This is a genomic window from Auraticoccus cholistanensis (assembly GCF_009742705.1).
GTDB classification, from domain to species: domain Bacteria; phylum Actinomycetota; class Actinomycetes; order Propionibacteriales; family Propionibacteriaceae; genus Auraticoccus; species Auraticoccus cholistanensis.
Genome location: NZ_WPCU01000010.1, coordinates 80,172 through 94,673, shown reverse-complemented (window position 1 = coordinate 94,673; position 14,502 = coordinate 80,172). Strand labels below are relative to the sequence as shown.

Sequence of the window (14,502 nt, the reverse complement as noted above, 5' to 3'; positions counted from 1 at the left end):
AGATGGCAGTCCCGAAGCGGAAGATGTCGCGCAGCAACACCCGGCACCGCCGTTCGCAGTGGAAGGCCTCCGCGCCCGCGCTGGTGACCTGCCAGAACGCCGCCTGCCGCGCCAAGCACCTGCCCCACACCGCGTGCCCCACCTGCGGGCAGTACGGCGCCGGGGCGGCCCGCCGTCAGGTGCTCGAGGCCTGAACCGCGGTCGCGACGCGTTGAGCGGAGCCACGGCTCTCGACCGGCTGCTGGAGGAGCTGGGGATCTCGATCGATCCCCAGCTCCTCCAGCTTGCGCTCACGCACCGGTCCTACGCCTACGAGAACGGCGGCCTGCCGACCAACGAGCGGCTGGAGTTCCTGGGTGACTCGGTCCTCGGCGTCGTGGTCACCGAGCACCTCTACGTGCAGCACCCCGACCTCAGCGAGGGGCAGCTGGCGAAGCTGCGGGCGGCCGTGGTCAACGCCCGCGCGCTCGCCGACGTGGCCCGCAGCCTCGAGGTGGGCCCGCTGATCCGGCTGGGCCGCGGCGAGCTCAACAGCGGCGGCGCCGACAAGTCCTCGATCCTGGCCGACACGATGGAGGCCCTGATCGGGGCGGTCTTCCTCAGCTGCGGCCAGCAGGGTGCGGCGGTGTTCATCCACCACCTGTTCGACCCGCTCACCGCGGCCGCCGCCCAGCTGGGGGCGGGCCTGGACTGGAAGACCAGCGTGCAGGAGATGGTGGCCAGCCAGGGCCTGGGGCTGCCGGTGTACGAGGTCAGCGAGTCCGGCCCCGACCACGCCAAGCAGTTCGAGGCGTGGCTGGTGGTCGACGGCGAGTCCTTCGGCCCGGGCACCGGCCGCAACAAGAAGCAGGCCGAGCAGGAGGCCGCCGCCGCCGCGTTCCGGGCGATGGAGTCCCGGGTGGCCGGGGTCGCCGCCGCGGCCGCCGCGCTGCAGGAGGACGCCGCCGCCGAGGACGCCCCCGGCGAGCGGCCCGGCGAGGACGAGCGGCCCGGCGACCCGGTCGGCCCCGCCTCCGTCTGACCGGCGGTGCCGGAGCTCCCCGAGGTCGAGGTCGTCCGCGCCGGCCTCGAGCCCGCCGTCCGCGACCGCACGGTGGCCGCGGTGCAGGTGCTGCACCCCCGCCCCGTCCGCCGCCACCTCGGCGGGCCCGCCGACTTCGCCACCACCCTGGTGGGACGGACCTTCGACGTGCCTCGCCGGCGGGGGAAGTACCTGTGGCTGCCCTTCACCGACGGGGACGCCCTGCTGGCCCACCTGGGCATGAGCGGGCAGTTCCGCCTCGACGCCGCCGACCGCCCGCTGCTGCGCAACACCCGGGTCGTGGTCTCCTTCACCGACGGCGGCCCCGACCTGCGCTTCGTCGACCAGCGCATGTTCGGCGGGCTGTCGCTCTCCCCGGGCGGGGCCGTGCTGCCGCCCGAGATCTCCCACATCGCCCCCGACCCGTTCGAGCCTCAGTTCGACGCCGACGCGGTGGGCCGGCGGATGCGACGCCGCCGGACCGGTCTCAAACGGGCGCTGCTCGACCAGACCCTGGTGGCCGGGATCGGCAACATCTACGCCGACGAGGCGCTGTGGGCGGCGCGGATGCACTGGGCGCGGGCCACCGACACCCTCACCGCCGCCCAGGCCCGCACGGTGCTCACCGCCGCCCGGGACGTGATGGCCGAGGCGCTGGCGCAGGGCGGCACCTCCTTCGACGCCCTCTACGTCGACGTCAACGGCTCCAGCGGCTACTTCGCCCGGTCGCTGAACGCCTACGGCCGCGCCGACCGCCCCTGCCCGCGGTGCGGCACCCCCATCGTCCGCGAGGTGTTCACCAACCGCTCCTCCTTCCGGTGCCCCCGCTGCCAGCGCCGGCCGCGCGCGCCGCGCTGGTGAGCCGACCGAGGGCGGGCACGGGCTAGCATCACAAGCCACCGGAACCGTCGACCGTCTCTGGAGTGCCATGCCGCAGCCCGCCCTTCCCGGCGCCCCGATCGTGGTGATGGGGGTGCAGGGGTGCGGCAAGACCACGATCGGCACGCTGCTCGCCGCCCGGCTGGGCCGTCGCTTCTTCGACGGCGACACCCTGCACAGCGCCGCGAACCGGGCCAAGATGGCCAGCGCCATCCCCCTCACCGACGAGGACAGGGGGCCCTGGCTAGACCTGGTCGGACGCGAGCTGGCGGGCGTCCCGGCGCCGGTCGGCACCTGCTCGGCGCTGCGCCGCCGCTACCGCGACCAGCTCCGCCGGCACGCGCCCACGGCGGTGATGGTGCACGCCCACGGCGACCCCGCGCTGCTGGCCGAACGGGTCGCCCGGCGCAAGCACGAGTACATGCCCCCGGTGCTGCTGCAGTCCCAGCTGCTCACCCTGGAGCCGCTGGCCGAGGACGAGGCCGGCCTGGTGGTCGACTTCGCCGAGACGCCGGAGCAGATCGTGGAGCGGGTGGTCGCCTGGCTGCCGCCCGAGCCCGCGCCCGACCTGCCTCCGGCGACGGGCCCCCTGCGCGGTCGCTGACACGCAGGGCGCTGGCGCGCCCTGACACGCGAGGCGCTGGCGCGCGCTGACACGCGGGGCGCTGGCGCGCGCTGACACGCGGGGCGCTGGCGCGCGGGGGGCTGCGGGGCGCCGGACGGGTATGTTGGTCCGACCGTGAAGCGCCTGACCGACTACCTGTTCATCCGGCACCGCCACAACTGGGTCCAGCTGATCCGGTTCGGGCTCGTCGGCGGCTCGGGCGTCCTCGTCAACCTGCTCGTCGTCATCATCTGCAACAAGGTGGGTGCCGACGAGCACGGGATCCTCGTCGACCTGCCGTGGAGCCGGTTCAACGTCCGCTGGTACCACGCCTACTCCACGCTGGCGTTCCTGGTGGCGAACGTGTGGAACTTCCAGCTCAACCGGCAGTGGACGTTCAAGAGCGCCCCGCACTCCGGCTGGTGGCGCGAGTACTGGCCCTTCCTGGCCGTCGGCCTGGTCGGCCAGGCGGTCAACCTGGTCATCGTCACGCTGATGCTCAACCCCGAGTCCCCGCTGGCCCTGCCGACCAGCTACTTCGACTCCTCGACCGGGTTCCGCACCCCGCTCTACTGGGCGCAGCTGACCGGCATCGTGCTGGTCACCCCGATGTCGTTCGTGGTCAACAAGCTGTGGACCTTCGCCGCGGTCCGCCGGGCCGCCTGGTCGCCCCGCCGCCGGGGCGGCGGGGGTGACGGTCCCGCCGGGCCGCTGGGGCCGTCCGCCCCCACCGGGCCCAGCAGCAGCGTGGAGGTGCCCTGATGCACCTCAAGAGCCTCACCCTGCGCGGCTTCAAGTCCTTCGCCTCGGCCACCTCGCTGCAGTTCGAGCCGGGCATCACGTGCGTGGTGGGGCCGAACGGCTCGGGCAAGTCCAACGTCGTCGACGCGCTGGCCTGGGTGATGGGGGAGCAGGGCGCCAAGTCGCTGCGCGGCGGCAAGATGGAGGACGTCATCTTCGCCGGGACGTCGGCCAGGGCCCCGCTGGGTCGTGCCGAGGTCGTGCTCACCATCGACAACTCCGACGGCGCGCTGCCGATCGAGTACACCGAGGTCACCGTGGCCCGGACGATGTTCCGCAACGGCGGCTCGGAGTACGCCATCAACGGCCAGCCCGCCCGGCTGCTGGACGTCCAGGAGCTGCTGAGCGACTCCGGCATCGGCCGGGAGATGCACGTGATCGTCGGCCAGGGCCAGCTCGACTCCATCCTGACCGCCACCCCCGAGGGCCGCCGCGGCTTCATCGAGGAGGCCGCCGGGGTGCTGAAGCACCGCAAGCGCAAGGAGAAGGCGCTGCGCAAGCTGGAGGGCTGCGAGGGCAACCTGGACCGGCTGGGCGACCTGCTGGGTGAGGTGCGCCGCCAGCTCAAGCCGCTGGGACGCCAGGCGGAGGTGGCCCGCAAGGCCGCGGTGGTGCAGGCCGAGGTCCGCGACGCCCGCGCCCGGCTGCTGGCCGACGACCTGCTGCAGGCCACCTTGGAGATGCAGGGCGACGACGCCGACGAGGCCCGCACCCGCGCCCGCCGGGCCGAGGTGGAGGCGGCGCTGGCGTCGGCCCGGCAGGAGGAGACCGAGCAGGAGGAGGCGCTGCGCGCCGCCGGACGGGCGCTGGGCGCCAGCCAGGAGACCTGGTACGCCCTCGCCGGGCTGCGCGAGCGGGTGGCCAGCACCATCAGCATCGCCCGGGAGCGGGTCCGCCACGCCGCCGCCGCGCGCCCCGACGAACGCACCGGGCGCGACCCGGAGCAGCTGGACGCCGAGGCCGAGCAGGTGGGCCGGCAGGAGGCGGAGCTGCGGGAGGAGTCCGCGGCGGCCGCCGCCGCGCTGCAGCGCGCCAGCGATCACCGCGCCGAGCAGGAGCAGGCGCACACCGAGGCCGACCGCCGGCTGGCCGCGCTGGTGCGCGCCGCCGCGGACCGTCGCGAGGGGCTGGCCCGGCTGCGGGGTCAGGTGGCCTCGCTCCGCTCCCGGGCCGAGGCCGCGGGGGAGGAGATCGGCCGGCTCACCGCCGCGCGCGAGCAGGCCCGGCAGAAGTCGGCCGAGGCCGCCCGGGCGTTCACCGCGCTGGAGGCCACGGTGGCCGGCCTGGACGCCGGCGAGGTGGGCCTCGACCAGGAGCACGAGGAGGCCGCCGAGGCGCTGCAGCAGCTGCGGGAGGAGCAGGCCGGGCTGGTGGCCGCCGAGCAGGCCGCCCAGCAGCAGCGGGCCGCCGCGGCCGCCCGGGCGGAGGCGCTGCGCAGCGGGCTGGAGCGCAAGGACGCCGGAGCGGCCCTGCTGGCCGCGGGCGAGCGGCTCGACGGCGTGCTCGGCTCGGTCGCCACCCTGGTCGGCGTGGAGCCCGGCTGGGAGCAGGCGGTGTCCGCCGCCCTCGGTGCCGCCGCCGACGCGGTGGTGGTCGACGGGGTGGACGCGGCCGTGCAGGCCGTGGAGCACCTGCGCGGCGACGACCTCGGACGAGCGGACCTGCTGCTGGGCGGCGGACCGGACGGCGCCGACGTCCCCGGTCCCGCCCCGGCGGGCGGCCGCTGGGCCGTCGAGCTGGTCAGCGGCGACACCCTGCGCCCGGCCCTGACCCGGCTGCTGGCCGGGGTGGTCGTGGTGGCCGACCTGCCGGCCGCCCGGGCCCTGGTCGCCGAGCACCCCGAGCTCACCGCCGTCACCCGCGACGGCGACGTGCTGAGCCGGTGGCGGGCCGCCGGCGGCACCGGCTCGGGGCAGAGCCTGATCGAGGTGCAGGCGGCCGTCGACGAGGCCGAGGAGCAGGTCGTGCAGCGCCAGCACGAGTGCGACCGGCTCCGCTTCGCCATGGCCGAGCTGGCCGAGCGGCTGGCCGAGGCGACCCACCGCGCCGACGCGGCGCTGGCGCGGCTGCACGAGTCCGACGCCTCGATGGCCGCCGTCGCCGAGGAGCTGGGCCAGCTCAGCCAGAACGCCCGGGCCGCGGAGGGCGAGGCCGAGCGGCTCGGCCGGGCGATCACCGCCGCCGAGCAGGCCCGCGACCGCGACCTCGCCGGGCTGGCCGAGCTGGAGCAGCGGCTGGCGCTGGCCGAGCAGGAGACCGACGAGGAGGAGCCGGACCCCACCGAGCGCGACCGGCTGGCCGAGTCGGCGAGGCTGGCCCGCGCGGCCGAGATGGAGGCCCGGCTGGCCCTGCGGACGGTCGAGGAACGGGTGCGGGCGCTGGCCGGACGGGCGGAGTCGCTGCGCCGGGCGGCGGCCGCGGAGCGGGCGGCCCGCGAGAAGGCGCGGCAGCGGCGCGAGCAGCTGCTGCGGGAGGGCCGTGAGGCCGAGGCCGTGGCGCAGGCGGCCGGCTGGCTGCTGGAGCGCGTCGAGGAGTCCCACCGCGCCGCCACCGCCCAGCGGGCGGCGGCCGAGCAGGCCCGCTCCGACGCCGAGCGGGAGCTGGCCGGCGTCCGCAGCAGGGCGCGCGAGCTGGCCGCGGAGCTGCAGCGGCTCGTCGACACCGCCCACCGCGACGAGCTGGCGCGGGCCCAGCAGCGGATGCGGATCGAGCAGCTGGCCGAGCGGGCCATGACCGAGCTGGGGCTGGGCAGCGAGGTGCTGCTGGCCGAGTTCGGGCCCGAGAACCCCGTCCCGGTGCTGACCCGCCCCGACGGCACCGCCCTCACCGAGGACGACGAGGTGCCCGAGCCGGTGCCCTTCGTCCGCGCCGAGCAGGAGAAGCGGCTGCGCGCCGCGGAGCGCAACCTCGCCGTGCTCGGCAAGGTCAACCCGCTGGCGCTGGAGGAGTTCGAGGCGCTGCAGGAGCGCCACGCCTTCCTGGCCGAGCAGCTGGAGGACCTGCGCCGCACCCGCCAGGACCTGCTCGACATCATCGCCGAGGTCGACACCCGCGTGCAGCAGGTGTTCGCCGAGGCCTACGCCGACGTCGAACGCGCCTTCGAGCGGGTCTTCGCCCGGCTGTTCCCGGGCGGTGAGGGACGTCTGGTGCTCACCGAGCCGGGGCAGTGGCTGACCACCGGGGTGGACGTCGAGGCCCGGCCGGCGGGCAAGAAGGTGAAGCGGCTGTCGCTGCTGTCCGGCGGCGAGCGCTCGCTGGTCGCCGTGGCCTTCCTGGTGTCGCTGTTCATGGCCCGGCCCAGCCCCTTCTACATCCTCGACGAGGTCGAGGCCGCCCTGGACGACACCAACCTGGGCCGGCTGCTGGAGATCTACGAGGAGCTGCGCAGCACCAGCCAGCTGCTGGTGATCACCCACCAGAAGCGGACCATGGAGATCGCCGACGCGCTCTACGGCGTGACCATGCGCGGGGACGGGGTGTCGGCCGTCATCAGCCAGCGGCTGCGCGAGACCGAACCCGTCGCCTGACCCGTCACCGAGAATTCACCTTCGCACCAGCGACACCGAGGTGTTTCTCCGTGTCGTCTGGGTTTTCTCTCAGGCGTCCACCCCAGAATCGGACCTGGCCGCGCCGCGGCCTGTCGCTCGTCAGGAAGGGGAACAGCTCATGGCTGGCGCCATCGTAGTCATGGTCGTGATCATCGCTGCCGCCCTCGGGGTGGCGGCGCTCGTGGTGATGGGCATCGAGGGCCGGTTCTCCTCGCGTGCCCCCGAGGTGCAGGGCCGGCTGGCCCGCGCCGCGCAGCACCTCAACGGCGAGGGCCAGGTGCCCGCGCGTTTCGAGAAGCTCTTCCAGTGAGCTGAGGCCGGGGAGCGGTCCCTAGGATGACCGGGTGGATCTGAACCTGCTGTACGTCCTGATCGGGATCGTCGCCCTGCTGGTGGTGGCCGGTGTGGTCACCACGGTGGTGGTCCGCCGTCGCCGGGAGCTGCCGCCCGGCCCGCCTCCCGGCGAGCTGGAGGAGCGGCGCGACGGCGGCACGGCCGTCCAGGACGAGCACGACCGGTCCACCACCGACGTGCCGCCCGGCACCGGTGCCGTCGACCTGCTGGAGCCGCCCGCGGCGCCCGCGCCGACCGTCGAGGTCCCCGAGGCGCCGCAGACCCGGCTGGCACGGCTCCGCCGGCGGCTCGCCGGCCAGGACAACGCCCTCTCCCGCGGGCTCCTCGCGCTGCTGGCCAAGGACCGGATCGACGCCGACACCTGGGACGAGTTCGAGGAGACGCTGATCACCTCCGACCTGGGGGTCGGTCCCACCACGGAGCTCGTCGAGGCGCTGCGCACCCGGCTCAAGGTGGACGGCGTCTCCGACCCCGCGGCCGCCCGCGCCGTGCTGCGCGAGGAGCTGCTGAAGCTCGTCGACCCCACCATGGACCGCACCCTGGGCACCGAGCCCGGCACCACCGCAGACGGCGAGCGGGTGCCCGCCGTCGTGATGGTGGTGGGGGTGAACGGCACCGGCAAGACCACCACCGTCGGCAAGCTGGCCCGCGTGCTGGTGGCCGAGGACAAGGACGTGCTGCTGGGAGCCGCCGACACCTTCCGGGCCGCGGCGGCCGACCAGCTCGAGACCTGGGGCAGCCGGGTCGGCGTGCCCGTGGTCCGCGGTGCCGAGCAGGCCGACCCGGCCTCGGTGGCCTTCGACGCGGTCAGGGCGGGCAAGGAGGGCGAGGTCGACGTCGTGCTGGTCGACACCGCCGGCCGGCTGCACTCCAAGACCGGGCTGATGGACGAGCTGGGCAAGGTCAAGCGGGTGATCGAGCGCACCGCCCCGGTGAGCGAGGTGCTGCTGGTGCTGGACGCCACCACCGGGCAGAACGGCCTGGTGCAGGCCCGGATCTTCCGTGAGGTCGTCGACGTCAGCGGCATCGTGCTGACCAAGCTGGACGGCTCGGCGAAGGGCGGCATCGTGGTGCAGGTGCAGCGCGAGCTCGGCGTCCCGGTGAAGCTGATCGGGCTCGGCGAGGGCGTGGACGACCTGGCCCCCTTCGACGCCGAGGAGTTCGTCGACGCCGTCCTCTCCGAGGCCTGACGGCCGCGGCGCCCCGCGCGTTCAGCTCGACCCCCTTCGTTCCTTGACCTGAGTAGTCCGGTGGCGTCAAGCTCCGGAGCATGGATCTCGCCGAGGAGCAGGCCGTTCGCGCGGCGGCGATGCAGTTCCTGGACCAGTTCCGCGGCAACCAGCTCGTCACGGAGTCCGATGTCGCCGGCTTCGTGTGGCAGGGCACGCCGATGCGGCTGATGGATCGGCAACGCGGTATCCGCAAGCCCAGGCAGCTGTCGGCGGCATTGACCTTCCGAACGGTGTTCACGCCGCCGGACGGGGTGCCTCCCTATGCGGATCAAGAGGGCCCGGATGGATTTCAGCGTTACAAGATGCGGGGGGACGACCCCGAGCACGCTGAGAATCGAGCGCTGCGCCAGGCCATGCTGCACGGTCTCCCGCTGATCTGGTTCGTCGGGGTGGAGCGTGGCACCTATCTGCCCATCTACCCGGTGTACCTCGTTGCCGAGGAGCGGGAGCTTCGGCAGTTCGTCGTCGCGTTGGCGCCCGAGCAGCGATATCTGCTCGGGGTATCCGACGCCGGCAACGCGGACGACGTCCGGCGGTACGCCGACCGGATCACTCGACAGCGCCTGCACCAACCCATGTTCCGTGCCCGCGTTCTGGCGGCATATCAGCAACGCTGTGCGATGTGCCGGCTCCGGCACGTCAGCTTGCTCGATGCCAGCCACATCCTTCCTGACGGACACGAGCTCGGGCAGCCGGTTGTTCCTAACGGGCTGGCGTTGTGCAAGATCCATCACGCAGCCTTCGACCAGAACATCATCGGGATCCGGCCCGACCTGCAGATCGTCGTCCGGGAGCAGGTGCTGCTCGAAGTGGACGGGCCGATGCTGCGGCACGGCATCCAGGAGCTCGACGGTCGACGTCTGGAGGTGCCAGGAAGCCCGGCCGCTGATCCGTCCGCCGACCGCCTGGAGGTCCGCTACAACGACTTCCTGGCGGCGATCTGACGACCTCACCGATGCAAGTGGTCCTGAAACGGGGGTTTCCCGGGCTTGCGTCTGCCGTCTGCGACCACTTACCCATAGGAGCCGGCCGCACCGGCTCCCGGAGATGCCGTGGCGTAGGGGCCGGTAGACTCCGCTGCTGGACCACCCACCGAACGAGGATCACCACGTGTTCGACACCCTGCAGGACCGGCTGAGCGCCACCTTCAAGTCGCTGCGCGGCAAGGGTCGGCTCACCGAGGCCGACATCGACGCCACCTGCCGCGAGATCCGCATCGCGCTGCTCGAGGCCGACGTCAACCTCGCCGTGGTCAAGGAGTTCGTGGCCGCGGTCAAGCAGCGCGCCCTCGGCAGCGAGCTCAGCGGAGCCCTCAACCCGACCCAGCAGGTCGTCAAGATCGTCGACGAGGAGCTCGTCGCCATCCTCGGTGGCCAGACCCGCACCATCCGGTGGGCCAAGAAGCCGCCGACGGTCATCATGCTCGCCGGCCTGCAGGGCGCCGGCAAGACCACCCTGGCGGGCAAGCTGGGCCGCTGGCTCCGTGAGCAGGGGCACTCCCCGCTGCTGGTGGCCGCGGACCTGCAGCGTCCCAACGCGGTCACCCAGCTCCAGGTCGTCGGCGAGCAGGCCGGCGTGCACGTCTACGCGCCCGAGCCCGGCAACACCTCCGCCGCCGACGGCGAGGGCGAGCGGCCCACCGGTGACCCGGTGCTGGTGGCGCGCCGGGCGATGTACCACGCCCAGCAGAAGCTCTACGACGTCGTGGTGGTCGACACCGCCGGCCGGCTGGGTGTCGACGCCGAGCTGATGCAGCAGGCCGCCGCCATCAAGGCCGAGGTCCGCCCCGACGAGACGCTGTTCGTCGTCGACGCCATGATCGGCCAGGACGCCGTCAACACCGCCCGGGCCTTCGCCGAGGGCGTCGGCTTCGACGGCGTCGTGCTCACCAAGCTCGACGGCGACGCCCGCGGTGGAGCCGCGCTGTCCATCGCCAAGGTGACCGGCCGGCCCATCATGTTCGCCTCCAACGGCGAGAAGCTGTCCGACTTCGACGTCTTCCACCCCGACCGGATGGCCAGCCGCATCCTGGGCATGGGGGACATGCTCACCCTGATCGAGCAGGCCGAGAAGACCTTCGACGCCGAGCAGAGCGCGAAGGCCGCGGCCAAGCTGACCAGCAAGGGCGGCACCCAGTTCGGCCTGGCCGACTTCCTGCAGCAGATGCAGGCGGTGCGCAGGATGGGCCCGCTGTCGAAGATCTTCGGGATGCTGCCGGGGATGGGCGAGATGAAGGACCAGATCGCCAACATCGACGAGAAGGAGATCGACCGCATCGAGGCGATCATCCAGTCGATGACCCCCGCCGAGCGCGACGACCCGAGGATCCTCAACGGCTCGCGCCGCGCCCGGATCGCCCGCGGTGCCGGTGTGCAGGTCTCCGACGTCAACAACCTGGTCACCCGCTTCATGGAGGCCCGGAAGATGATGAGCCAGCTCGCCGGCGGCAAGATGCCGGGGATGCCGGGCGTGCCGGGTCTCCCCGGCGCGGGCGGCGGCGCCCGCAAGGGCAAGCAGCAGGCCAAGAAGAAGGGCGGCCGCAAGGGCGTGTCGGGCAACCCCGCCAAGCGTGCCCAGCCGGCGCAGGGCCGGGTGGCCGACGGGGCCGCCGCCTTCGGGCAGGTGCCCCAGACGCCGGAGGAGATGCAGCAGGCGATGGCCGACTTCGACCTGCCGCCCGAGCTGCGGCGGATGCTCGACCGCGGTCGCTGATCCGCCCGCGGCGGCGCAGGCCGCACGGTTACACTCAGGCTCTCGTCGAGCAGGAGCTGATCCGGTGGGCCAGCAGCCGTCTCCCGCCACCCGACAGGGCCCGGCGGAGCCCGTGGTGTCGGTGGTCGTCCCCGTCCACGACGCCATGCCCTACCTGCGGACCCTGCTCGAGTCCCTGCTGGCCCAGGACCTCGCCGACTACGAGGTCGTGGCGGTCGACGACGGCAGCACCGACGGCGGCGGGGAGCTGCTGGAGGAGTACGCCGCCGCCCACCCGCGGCTCCGGGTGGTCCACCAGGAGAACAGCGGCTGGCCCGGTGCACCCCGCAACCGCGGTCTCGACCTCGCCCGCGGCCGCTACGTCTTCTTCGCCGATGCCGACGACGAGGTCGCACCGCAGACGCTGCGCCGGCTGAGCGAGTTCGCCGACCGGCACGGCTCCGACGTGGTGCTGCCGCGCGTGCTGGGCCACGGCGGACGGCCGCTGTCGCGCCGGCTCTACCTGCGCAACCGGGTGGACGCCGACCTGGAGCAGGTCTTCACCGTGCTGGGGCCGCACAAGCTGTTCCGCCGCTCCTTCCTGCTCGAGCAGGGCATCCGGTTCCCCGAGGGTCGGGTGAGGCTCGAGGACGCCATGATGCTGGCCCGGGCCTACCTGACCGCCCGGCGGGTGTCGCTGGTGGCCGACCCGGCGTGCAGCTACCGGCTCGTGCGCCGCGACGACGGCAGGAACATCAGCTCCCAGCCCTTCGACCCCGTCGGCTACACCGCGTCGGTGGCGGAGGTGAGCCGCATCATCCGCGAGCTGGACCCCGACCCCGCCCGGGCGGACCGGATCGTGCTCGACCTCTACCGGCGCAAGTGCCTGAAGTTCTACCAGCCGGAGCGGTGGTGGCGGATGCCGCCGGAGCGCCGCGAGGCCTTCCTCGCCGAGCACCGCCGCTACGTGCGCAGCTGGATCACCCCCGCCATGGAGGCCGGGCTGCCCCGCGAGGACCGGCGCCGCTCGGCCCTGGTCCGCGCGGGGGACGGCGGAGGGCTGCTCGAGCTCGCCGCCCGCGGTGTCGACGACCGGCCCTGGTCGGCCGAGATGGTCGCGGGCCGCTGGGACCCGGCGGGGCTGCAGCTCGACCTGCGCTGCGGAGGCGGCCCGCCGACCCTGCTGCGCCGCGTCGAGCTCCACCTGCAGGACCGCGGCAGCAGCCGAGGGGTCGAGCTGCGGCTGCGGGCCACCGACTTCGGGACCCGCGCCCCGGGCACCCTGACCCCGTGGTCGACCTCGGTCACCGTGCCGTGGGCGCTGCTCGAGCGCAGCGCGCCGGTGGTGCTCGACGTCTCGGTGCAGGTGCGCGGGGCGCCGGCGCAGGACCGGGTCCGCGTCGGCGTGCCGCCCGACCTGGAGCTGCCCGCCCGGCGGGGCCGGGTCCGCCCCTACCGCACCGTCCGGGGCAACCTCAGCCTGCGGCTGACCGGTCCGGGATGAGCGTCGCGGTCCGGGCGCGGGCCCTGGTCAGACGTGGGGGAAGGCGTCCAGCAGCCGGTCGGCGTCGAACCGGGAGCCCGGCAGCCGCGCTCCGGCAGCCACCCGGACCCAGTCCACGTCGGCGACGTCCTCGACGCCCAGGTCGAGCTCGCTGACCTCCTCGCGCTCCACCACGGTGAAGTAGTCCTCGAACTTGAAGCGGTCGCCGTGCAGCCGGACGTCGCCCACCCGGAGCCAGGTGGACGGCACCCCGTAGGCCTGGGCCACCACGAGCCCGTGCAGCGAGGAGGAGATGACGGCACGGGCCGCGGCGATCTGGTCGACCACCACCTCCGGACCCTGCTGGACGTCGAGCACGAACACGTCGTCCGCCTCGAACCGGTCGAAGAGGTGCTTGTGCATGTAGTGCGGCACCACCACGACCTTCCCTGCGCTCTCGGGCGCCGGCCGGGGCGTGTACCAGCGGGGCAGCAGCAGAGCCGGGTCGCCGTAGACCTCGGGCACCTGCCACCCGAGGCCCTCGACGAGCTGCTGGCGGGTGAGCGCGCCGCGGACGGCGGTGATCGCAGCCGGCGGCACCTCGGCCAGCTCGGCCAGCTTCTTGGCCGGCAGCGTCCCGATCACCCCCGAACCCCAGATCCGCGCTCCCGGGCGGGTCAGGTGGGCAGCCACCGACCCGACCGTGAAGAGACCGGGGTCGTGCGAGGGGAAGGACCTGACGTTGATCGCCGGACGTCCCGTGATGTAGTCGATCAGCATCGGGCCGAGCACGTCGCCGAAGTTCGCCTTGGCGTCCCACCAGTAGGCAGGCACCAGCCCTGCTGCCGCCGGGTCCTCGCCGGCCTCCAGGAAGCGGCGGATGCGGTCCCGGAGCAGGCCGACGGTGGCGACGACCCGCTCGGCGACCGCCGAGGCGGGGAGGTCGCGGGGGAGCCTGCCGAGCACGTGGCGCTCCTGACCGGCGTCGGCGACCATCCGGGCCTGGTTCACCAGGACGTTGCGCAGCAGCGTGGCGGTGGGCCGTCCGCAGCCGACGGCCGAGACCTCCCAGCCGTCGTCGTCCAGCGTGACGCCGATGAGCACGTCCCGGCCCGTGAGCAGGCGGTCGAAGCCGACACGCCGCGGGCCGCCGAACCAGTGGGCCGGCTGGCAGGGGCCGAGGACGTCGGTGAGCAGGACCTGCCGCACCACCCGGGCGGCCACGTCGACCACCGCGGGATCCACCACCGCCGAGTCGAGACCGACGGGCACGGCCGACGGCACCACACGGTAGGTGAACGGCTTCTCCGTGGACCGGTGCCAGCTGAGGTTGCCGTGCCTGGTGGCGTAGACCTCCAGGCCGTTCCAGCTCGGCGGCAGCTCCGTGCCCTCCTCGACGGCCACCCGCAGGTGGCGGCGTCGCCCGCCCACCTGCACCACGAGCGAGAGGTCGTGCCTGCCGGGGCCGAGCGCGTCCAGGACCGGCCCGGTGGCGGTACCCACGAGGTCCACCGCCGTCGGGCCCGACCGGCCCGCCGGGTCGCGGGTGAGCGTGAAGGCGGACAGTCCCAGCCCGTCACGTGCCCGCAGCTCGCACACGGCCGAGGCGCCGACGGTCTCGGCGGTCCGCACGGTGACCGTCGTCTGGAGCTCGCCGAGGGCGGTCCAGGAGGAGCGGCGCAGCACGGCGGTGACCTCGGGTTCCGGGGCGGGGATCCCGGGGGACCGTCGTGCCCCCGCGCGCGCGACGCGACGGGCCCTCCCGATCAGACCTCCCAGCGGCGAGACGATGCGGTCGACGGCGTCGATGGTGGTCCTCCAGCGGTGCGGGCAGCGGGTGCGTGGGCCGCACCTTAGCGCAGCGACCCGCGTCGCGGCGTCAGGGCGCG

12 protein-coding genes are annotated in these 14,502 nt (G+C 74.0%); 11 read left to right on the top strand and 1 reads right to left on the bottom strand.

Translation table 11 applies throughout. The features are described from left to right. Nucleotides 1-2 precede the first annotated feature (2 nt). The 11 genes from rpmF (at nt 3) to GC722_RS13925 (ending at nt 12,634) form a co-directional block, all read left to right on the top strand. Nucleotides 3-194: a 50S ribosomal protein L32 gene (gene rpmF, locus GC722_RS13975; RefSeq protein ID WP_156611210.1), complete on the top strand. Its 192-nt coding sequence runs from the start codon at nt 3-5 to the stop codon at nt 192-194. Between the two features lie 17 nt (nt 195-211). After that, nucleotides 212-1,021 (top strand): ribonuclease III, encoded by an 810-nt coding sequence (rnc, locus tag GC722_RS13970; RefSeq protein ID WP_231747881.1) that lies wholly within the window; start codon nt 212-214, stop codon nt 1,019-1,021. 6 nt (nt 1,022-1,027) lie between these two features. Then, nucleotides 1,028-1,882, top strand: coding sequence for a bifunctional DNA-formamidopyrimidine glycosylase/DNA-(apurinic or apyrimidinic site) lyase (mutM, locus tag GC722_RS13965; protein ID WP_331714848.1), 855 nt, complete (start codon nt 1,028-1,030; stop codon nt 1,880-1,882). Between the two features lie 67 nt (nt 1,883-1,949). Further along, nucleotides 1,950-2,504, top strand: coding sequence for a gluconokinase (locus GC722_RS13960; RefSeq protein ID WP_156611208.1), 555 nt, complete (start codon nt 1,950-1,952; stop codon nt 2,502-2,504). Between the two features lie 135 nt (nt 2,505-2,639). After that, nucleotides 2,640-3,266 (top strand): GtrA family protein, encoded by a 627-nt coding sequence (locus GC722_RS13955; RefSeq protein WP_331714847.1) that lies wholly within the window; start codon nt 2,640-2,642, stop codon nt 3,264-3,266. Further along, nucleotides 3,266-6,832 carry a chromosome segregation protein SMC gene (gene smc / locus GC722_RS13950; protein WP_156611206.1) on the top strand — a complete coding sequence of 1,189 codons (3,567 nt, stop codon included), beginning with the start codon at nt 3,266-3,268 and terminating at the stop codon, nt 6,830-6,832. Before GC722_RS13955 ends, smc begins: the two co-directional genes overlap by 1 nt. A gap of 160 nt (nt 6,833-6,992) precedes the next feature. Then, the gene (locus GC722_RS13945) at nt 6,993-7,163 is read left to right on the top strand and encodes a hypothetical protein (RefSeq protein ID WP_197430170.1); all 171 of its coding nucleotides are present in this window, start codon (nt 6,993-6,995) and stop codon (nt 7,161-7,163) included. Between the two features lie 34 nt (nt 7,164-7,197). Continuing rightward, on the top strand, nt 7,198-8,397 hold the full coding sequence (gene ftsY / locus GC722_RS13940; protein ID WP_331714846.1) for a signal recognition particle-docking protein FtsY: 1,200 nt from the start codon (nt 7,198-7,200) through the stop codon (nt 8,395-8,397). Between the two features lie 80 nt (nt 8,398-8,477). Further along, complete coding sequence (locus GC722_RS13935) at nt 8,478-9,383, top strand: HNH endonuclease (RefSeq protein WP_197430169.1); 906 nt, start codon at nt 8,478-8,480, stop codon at nt 9,381-9,383. A 166-nt stretch (nt 9,384-9,549) separates the two neighbouring features. After that, nucleotides 9,550-11,151: a signal recognition particle protein gene (gene ffh, locus GC722_RS13930; protein WP_331714845.1), complete on the top strand. Its 1,602-nt coding sequence runs from the start codon at nt 9,550-9,552 to the stop codon at nt 11,149-11,151. Nucleotides 11,152-11,215: 64 nt separating this feature from the next. Then, nucleotides 11,216-12,634 carry a glycosyltransferase family 2 protein gene (locus GC722_RS13925; RefSeq protein ID WP_156611199.1) on the top strand — a complete coding sequence of 473 codons (1,419 nt, stop codon included), beginning with the start codon at nt 11,216-11,218 and terminating at the stop codon, nt 12,632-12,634. A 27-nt stretch (nt 12,635-12,661) separates the two neighbouring features. Here GC722_RS13925 and GC722_RS13920 read toward each other — a convergent pair whose 3' ends face one another. Continuing rightward, nucleotides 12,662-14,299, bottom strand: coding sequence for a polysaccharide pyruvyl transferase family protein (locus GC722_RS13920; RefSeq protein ID WP_156611197.1), 1,638 nt, complete (start codon nt 14,297-14,299; stop codon nt 12,662-12,664). Nucleotides 14,300-14,502: the final 203 nt, after the last annotated feature.

Bases quoted from the DNA above. Each gene is read 5' to 3' on its own strand.
- rpmF (WP_156611210.1), top strand. From the start codon at position 3: ATGGCAGTCCCGAAGCGGAAGATGTCGCGCAGCAACACCCGGCACCGC.
- GC722_RS13960 (WP_156611208.1), top strand. From the start codon at position 1,950: ATGCCGCAGCCCGCCCTTCCCGGCGCCCCGATCGTGGTGATGGGGGTG.
- smc (WP_156611206.1), top strand. From the start codon at position 3,266: ATGCACCTCAAGAGCCTCACCCTGCGCGGCTTCAAGTCCTTCGCCTCG.
- GC722_RS13945 (WP_197430170.1), top strand. From the start codon at position 6,993: ATGGTCGTGATCATCGCTGCCGCCCTCGGGGTGGCGGCGCTCGTGGTG.
- GC722_RS13935 (WP_197430169.1), top strand. From the start codon at position 8,478: ATGGATCTCGCCGAGGAGCAGGCCGTTCGCGCGGCGGCGATGCAGTTC.